Source organism: Streptomyces sp. NPDC058758 (assembly GCF_042746075.1).
In the GTDB taxonomy this organism is placed as follows: domain Bacteria; phylum Actinomycetota; class Actinomycetes; order Streptomycetales; family Streptomycetaceae; genus Streptomyces.
The window spans coordinates 1-6875 of record NZ_JBHYPS010000083.1; the positions used below are offsets into that span (position 1 = coordinate 1).

The window sequence follows — 6875 nt, forward strand, 5'->3', positions numbered from 1 at the left end:
GCCCCCGCTCCCTCGGAGCGGGGGCCCTTCGCACGTCCTAGACCACGTCGCCGGGCTTCGGCAGCGGCTTGCCGTACCAGAGCTCGATCAGCCGGGAGGCGATCGAGATGCCGTACGGCGGCAGCACCTCGCCCGAGGCGAAGCCGGCCTCCAGGTCCTCGCGGGAGAACCAGCGGGCCTCGTGGATCTCCTCGCCGTCGACCTCGATCTCCGGGGAGGTGGCCCGGGCGAAGAAGCCGAGCATCAGGCTGGACGGGAAGGGCCAGGGCTGGCTGGCCACGTAGGACACCTCGCCGACGGTGACGCCGGCCTCCTCGAAGACCTCCCGGACCACGGCCTGCTCGATCGACTCGCCCGGCTCGACGAACCCGGCCAGCGTCGAGAAGCGCCCCTCCGGCCAGTGCACCTGGCGGCCGAGCAGCGCCCGGTCCTGGTCGTCCGTGACCAGCATGATCACGGCGGGGTCGGTGCGCGGGTAGTGCTCGGCGCCGCAGACCGGGCAGCGGCGGATGTGCCCGGCGGCCGCGATCACCGTGCGCTCGCCGCAGCGGGAGCAGAAGCGGTGCAGGCGCTGCCAGTTCTCCAGGGCGACCGCGTGGGTCATCAGGCCCGCGTCGCGGGGCGACAGGAGCAGGCCGGCCTCGCGCAGGCCCGCCGGGCGCGCCGACTGGTCCATGCGGCCGGGCAGCGAGTCCTTCTGGAGCGCGAAGTAGGAGACCCCGTCGGCGTCGGTGCCGAGGAAGTACCGGTGGGTCTCGGTCATCGGCGCCTCGAACGCCGGGGTCATGACGAGTTCGGTGGTGCCGTCGGGGCGGTCGTCGATCAGCACCTGGCCGCCGGACACCACGAAGACGCGCGTGCTCGGGTGGCTCCAGGCGGCCGCCAGCCACGCCTCGTCGAGGCGGTGGTGGGCGGCGCGGTCGATCCCGCCCGGTGCGGTGAGCGAGATCGGACGGTCCGCGAACGCGTTGTTCAAGGTGCTCACAGGTGCTTCCAGCTCCCCCGGATCGATGTCGGTCATTACGGCGTCCCGCACCCGGCGCTCAGCGCTCGCCGGCCCGCAGGGCGGCCGGGAGGTCGCCCCACAGGTACGCGGTCGTCTCGACGCCCTTCATGAGGAGGTCCAGCTCGACCTTCTCGTTCGGCGCGTGCCAGCCGTCGGACGGGACCGAGATGCCCAGGAAGAGCACGGGCGCGTCCAGGACGTCCTGGAGGTCGGCGGCCGGTCCCGAGCCGCCCTCGCGGGTGTAGCGGACGGTGGCCCCGTCGAAGGCCCGGCTCATCGCCCCGGCCACCGCCGTGAGGGCCGGGTGGCCGAGCGGGGTGAGGCAGGGGCGGGTCGGGGCGCCGAAGACGGTCTCGTACCGGATCCCGGCGGGCACGAGTCCGGCCAGCCACTCCCGCACCAGCGTCTCGATCCGGTCCGGGTCCTGGCCGGCGACCAGCCGGAACGACAGCTTGAGGTGGGCGGAGGCGGGCACGATCGTCTTGCCGCCGGGGCCCTGGTAGCCGCCGCCGATGCCGTTGACCTCGGCGGTCGGGCGGGCCCAGACGCGCTCCAGGGTGGAGTGGCCGGCCTCGCCGAGGGTGCCGTGGGACTTGGCGGTGCGCAGCCAGGCGGCCTCGTCGAAGGGCAGTTCGGCGACGAGCCGCCGCTCGGCCTCCGTGAGGTCGGTCACCCCGTCGTAGAAGCCGGGGATCGCGACCCGCTCGTCGGCGTCGTGCAGGGCGGCGACGATCCGGCCGGCGATCGTGGCCGGGTTGGGCACGGCGCCGCCGAAGGAACCGGAGTGGATGTCCTGGTCGGGGCCGTACAGGTCGATCTCGCAGTCGGCGACCCCGCGCATGCCGGTACAGACGGTGGGGGTGGTCTCGGACCACATGCCCGTGTCGGAGACGATCACGACGTCGGCGGCGAGCCGGTCGGCCCGCTCCTCGACGAGCGCCCGGAAGTGCGGGGAGCCGGACTCCTCCTCGCCCTCCACCAGCAGTTTCAGGTGGACGGCGGGGGCGGTGCGGCCGGTCGCGGCGAGGTGGGCGCGGACCCCGAGGGTGTGGAAGAACACCTGGCCCTTGTCGTCGGCCGCCCCGCGCGCGTACATCCGGCCGTCGACGACGGTCGGTTCGAACGGGTCGGTGTGCCAGCCGTCCTCGCGGGCCGCCGGCTGCACGTCGTGGTGGCCGTAGACGAGGACCGTCGGCGCGTCGGGGTCGGCGGACGGCCACTCGGCGAAGACCGCCGGGGCCCCGTCGGTCTCCCAGACCTCGACCGTGGTGAAGCCGGTGTCCTTCAGGGCGCCGGCGAGCCAGTCGGCGCTGCGCCGCACGTCCCCGGCCCGCTCCGGCTGCGCCGACACGGACGGGATGCGCAGCCACTCGGCGAGGTCGCCGAGGAAGGCGGCGCGGTGCCGCTCGATGTAGGCGCGTACGGGCTGGACGACGCTGTCCGGGGTCTCGCTCATGCTCACGAGCCTATCCGGCGCCGGGGGGTGCCCCGCCCAGCAGGATCGCCTCCAGCTCCGCCCGCCCGGGCAGCCGGGCCGGGCGGGCCACCTCGCCCGTCCGCACGTACACGAACGCGGCGGCCACCTCCTCGGGGTCCAGGCCGTGCTGCTCGGCCCAGGCGAGCCGGTACAGCGCGAGCTGGAGGGGGTCGGCGGTGCGGTGGTGGCTGGTCTTCCAGTCGACGATCTCGTACGCCCCCGATTCCGGGTCCCGGTAGACGGCGTCGATCCGGCCCCGGACCACCCGGCCCGCCAGGGTGAGGTGGACGGGGACCTCCACGCGGTACGGGGTGCGGTGGGCGTACGGGGTGCGGGCGAAGGCCTCCTTGAGGGCCTCCAGGTCCCGCTCGTCGACGATCTCCGGCTCGCCGGCGAAGTCCTCGCCGCCGGGCAGCTCGTCCGGGCCGAGGAAGGGCAGCGGCAGCTCCTCGAACCGGGACTCCACCCAGGCGTGGAAGCGGGTGCCGCGGCGGGCGGCGGGCTGCGGGGGCTTGGGCATGGGCCTGGCCAGCTCCTGCGCGAAGCCGTCCGGGTCCTCGGCGAGGCGTATCACCTGGGAGGCGGAGAGGTAGGCGGGGAGGAGGACGTCCCTGGTGGTGGCGCGGGTGCGGTGCAGCTCCGCGGTGAGGGCGGCGAGGTCCCTGTCCCAGGAGGCGATGGTGCGGAGCTCCTCCGGGGTGAGCGGGGCCTCCCGGGGGCGCGGCACCGTGCCGGGGGCCTCCGCCGGGTCGTCCGGCAGCCAGAGGTCCTCGGGGTGCGGGTCCCGGGGACCGGGCGCCGTGGGCGGGGCGTCGTGCCCCTCCGTTCCTCCCCCCAGGACTTCGTCCGGGGAGGTGCCTCCGTGCGGAACGACGGCCCGCAACGCGGCGCGGACGTGGTCCGCCGCCTCGCGCCGGCGTCGCAGCGCCTCCTCGTCCAGCGGCAGCGGCCAGGGGAGGTCGCCGGTCGCCTCGGCCAGGAGGGGGTTCTCGGCGCCCTTCTCGGGTTCCTCCGCCCATGCCTCGATGTCGCCGTGGCCCTTCTCACAGTGGGCGTACAGCTCGTGGAGGAAGGCCGAGGGGCCCCGGGGCCTCTTCTGGGCGGGGCCCCACCAGTGGGCGGAGGCGAGGAGGAGGGTGCGGGGCCGGGTGAAGGTGACGTAGCCGAGGCGGAGCTCCTCGGTGTGCTGGTGGTCCGTCATCGCGGCCTTGAAGGACTTCATCGCGGCGGCGGTCCAGGCGTCGAGGTCCGGGAGGGTGGCGGCGTCGCCGCGCAGGGCGTGCGGGAGGACCTGCGGCTGGGAGGTCCAGGACTCGCGGGCGCGGGCGGACGGGAACTGGCCGGCGACCAGGCCGGGGACGGCGACGACGTCCCACTCCAGGCCCTTGGACTTGTGCGCGGTGAGGACCTTCACGGTGTTCTCGCCGCCCGGCAGGGCGTTGTCGAGGCCCTTCTCGAACCGGACGGCGGTGCGCAGGAAGCCGAGGAAGGCGAGGAGGCTCGCCTCGCCGTCGAGGGAGGCGAAGCCGGCGGCGACGTCCAGGAAGTTGCCCAGGGTCTCGCGGCGGCGGGCGGCGAGCGCGTGCGGGGAGGCCGACAGCTCGACCTCCAGGCCGGTGACGGTCAGGATCCGGTGGAGGACGTCCATGAGCGGGTCGGCGAGGGAGGCGCGCAGGGAGCGCAGTTCGGCGGCGAGGCGGGCGAAGCGGACCCGGGCCTCGGCGGAGAAGGGCAGGCCGTCGTCGGGGTGGCCGGCGGAGTCGAGGAAGGTGTCGAGGGCGTCGGCGAGCGAGACCACCTCGGCGGGGTCGACGCCCTCGACGGCGGCGGCGAGCCGCTGCCCGGGATCGGTCCCGGCGGCCCCGCCCCGGTGGACGAGGAGGCGGGCGCGGCGGCCGAGGAGGGCGAGGTCGCGGGGGCCGATGCGCCAGCGGGGGCCGGTGAGGAGGCGGACCAGGGAGGCGTTGGCCCCGGGGTCCTGGAGGACCTCGCAGACGGCGACGAGGTCGGCGACCTCGGGGAGGTGGAGCAGGCCGGAGAGGCCGACGACCTCGACGGGGACGTCGCGGGCGACGAGGGCGGCGTGGATCGCGGGGAAGTCGCCGGCGGTGCGGCACAGGACGGCCATGGAGCCGGGCTCGCGGCCGGTGGCGACGAGGTGGGCGAGGGAGTCGGCGAGCCAGTCGATCTCCTCCGCGTGGGTGGGAAGGAGGGCGATCCGGACGGTGCCGTCGGCCTCGGCGCCGGGGGCGGGGCGCAGCGCCTCCACGCCCGCGTGCATCGCGCGCAGGGGGGCGGCGAGGCCGTTGGCGAGGTCGAGGAGGCGGCCGCCGCTGCGGCGGTTCTCGGAGAGGGAGAAGCGGGTCGCGGGGGTGCCGTCGGCGTGCGGGAAGTGCTCGGGGAAGTCGTCGAGGTTGGCGACGGAGGCGCCGCGCCAGCCGTAGATGGCCTGGCAGGGGTCGCCGACGGCGGTGACGGGGTGGCCGGTGCCCTGGCCGAAGAGGCCGGAGAGGAGCAGGCGCTGGGCGACGGAGGTGTCCTGGTACTCGTCGAGGAGGACCACCCGGAACTCGTCGCGGAGGATCGCGCCGACCTCGGGGCGGGTGGTGGCGAGCCGCGCGGAGAGGGCGATCTGGTCGCCGAAGTCGAGGAGGTCGCGGGAGCGCTTGGCGGCCCGGTAGCGGGTGACGAGTCCGGTCAGTTCGCGGCGGGCCGCGGAGGTCTCGGGGAGCTTGCGCAGGTCGTCGTTGGTGAGCTTCGCGGTGGCGAGGGCGGTGAGCAGGCCGTCGTCGTACGCGAGGAGGTCGGCTGGCTCGACCAGGTGCTCGGCCAGCTCGGCGTCGAGCGCCAGCAGGCCCTCCACGAGGGCGGGGAAGGACTTGGTGAGCGCCGGGTACGGGCCGGGGGCCTCGCGCAGCACGCGCGCGGCGAGCTGGAAGCGGGTGGCGTCGGCGAGGAGCCGGGAGGTCGGTTCGAGGCCGATGCGCAGGCCGTGGTCGGTGAGGAGCTGCCCGGCGAAGGCGTGGTACGTGGAGATGCGGGGCTCGCCCGGCGGGTTGTCGGGGTCCACCGGGTCGGGGTCGGTGACGCCGGCGCGGACGAGGGCGGTGCGGACGCGCTCGGCGAGCTCCCCGGCGGCCTTGTTGGTGAAGGTGAGGCCGAGGACCCGCTCGGGGGCGACCTGGCCGGTGCCGACCAGCCACACGACCCGGGCCGCCATCACCGTGGTCTTTCCGGAGCCGGCTCCGGCCACGATGACCTGCGGGGCGGGCGGCGCGGTGATGCAGGCCGTCTGCTCCGGGGTGAAGGGGATGCCGAGGAGCTCCTTGAGCTGCTCGGGGTCGGTGAGGTGAGCGGTCACCGGAAGAGGCTAGCCGGACGGTCGGACATCCCCGTCCCGCGCGGTCCCCTCCCGCGAGGCCTCAGGCCCGGGTGCCGGGGTCGAGGCGGGAGAGGTCGACGGTCTCGTCGGCCGGCGGGGCGGTGACCTCCACCGGGCGGTCGTACGCGGAGAGGGTCATGGAACCGGGCTCGTCGCCGCCGGTCCTGACGACCTGTCGGATGTACGGCTTGCCCTCCTGGGCGACGGAGACGGTGGTGGTCTCGCCGGACTCCTTCTTCACGAGGGTCGCGACGGGGGTGTGGTCGACCTCGCGGTCGGGGCCGCGCGTGAGGCCGGCCCGGTCGTCCCCGCCCCGGCCGAGGTCGTCGAGGAGCGAGTCGAGGTCGCAGACCTCGTCGAGGTCGGCGCTGCCGGCCTGGCCGGGGGCGATCTTGAGCCAGCGGCCCTGGACGAGTTCGACGACCGGCGCGATCTGGTTCTCGGGGACTCCCTGGGAGGTCATGGAGATCCGCCAGAAGGCCTCGTCGCCCTTCATGTAGGTGACGCCGTCGACCCGGCGGAGTTCGGCCTCGCCGTCGTCGACGCCGATGCGGCCCCGGCAGGAGCCCTGGTCGTCGACGGAGAAGTCGACGTCGAGGTCCTGTCCCCCGGAGACGACCTGCCCGGTCATGCGCAGGGAGTCGGCGGAGCGGGTGGCGTCGACGCCCCGGTCCGCGATCTGCGCGGGGGTGAGCCCGTCGAAGGGGTCCGGGGACGGGGCGGCGGGGGCCGGCGCGGGGAGTCGGGAGACCGTCGCCGCGGGGGCCGCCGCCCCTGCCGGGGCGGTGCCCGCGACGGCGACGGCGGCGCAGAAGACGGCGGCGGCGCGGAGCCCCGGACGGCTGGACTGGGACCGCATACGAGCCTCCTCGTCCCCCCGGACCCTGTCACCAGGGTCGCCCCGCGCGCGCGTGGCCGCTAGGGCGTTTCCTTCGGATCATCTGATCGTTGGTTGATGTGTGTCGCTGACTGACGCCCAGTGGGCGAGGATCGAGCCGTTGCTGCCGGAC

At 75.1% G+C, this 6875-nt stretch carries 4 protein-coding genes; all 4 read right to left on the reverse strand.

The window, feature by feature from the left end:
* Window positions 1-37 precede the first annotated feature (37 nt).
* A complete protein-coding gene (nudC, locus tag ACFW6A_RS38930) occupies window positions 38-985 on the reverse strand; it encodes an NAD(+) diphosphatase (RefSeq protein ID WP_351855266.1) in 948 nt (315 codons plus the stop codon).
* Window positions 986-1043: 58 nt separating this feature from the next.
* Window positions 1044-2462 carry a dipeptidase gene (locus tag ACFW6A_RS38935; RefSeq protein ID WP_386480120.1) on the reverse strand — a complete coding sequence of 473 codons (1419 nt, stop codon included), beginning with the start codon at window positions 2460-2462 and terminating at the stop codon, window positions 1044-1046.
* Window positions 2463-2472: 10 nt separating this feature from the next.
* Window positions 2473-5844 (reverse strand): ATP-dependent DNA helicase, encoded by a 3372-nt coding sequence (locus tag ACFW6A_RS38940; RefSeq protein ID WP_351855261.1) that lies wholly within the window; start codon window positions 5842-5844, stop codon window positions 2473-2475.
* Between the two features lie 61 nt (window positions 5845-5905).
* Entirely contained in the window at window positions 5906-6724 is an 819-nt protein-coding gene (locus tag ACFW6A_RS38945; RefSeq protein WP_351855259.1) for a hypothetical protein, read from the reverse strand.
* Window positions 6725-6875: the final 151 nt, after the last annotated feature.

Excerpts from the sequence above, each read along its gene's own strand:
- ACFW6A_RS38935 (WP_386480120.1), bottom strand. The coding sequence starts at position 2,462 with ATGAGCGAGACCCCGGACAGCGTCGTCCAGCCCGTACGCGCCTACATC.
- ACFW6A_RS38945 (WP_351855259.1), bottom strand. The coding sequence starts at position 6,724 with ATGCGGTCCCAGTCCAGCCGTCCGGGGCTCCGCGCCGCCGCCGTCTTC.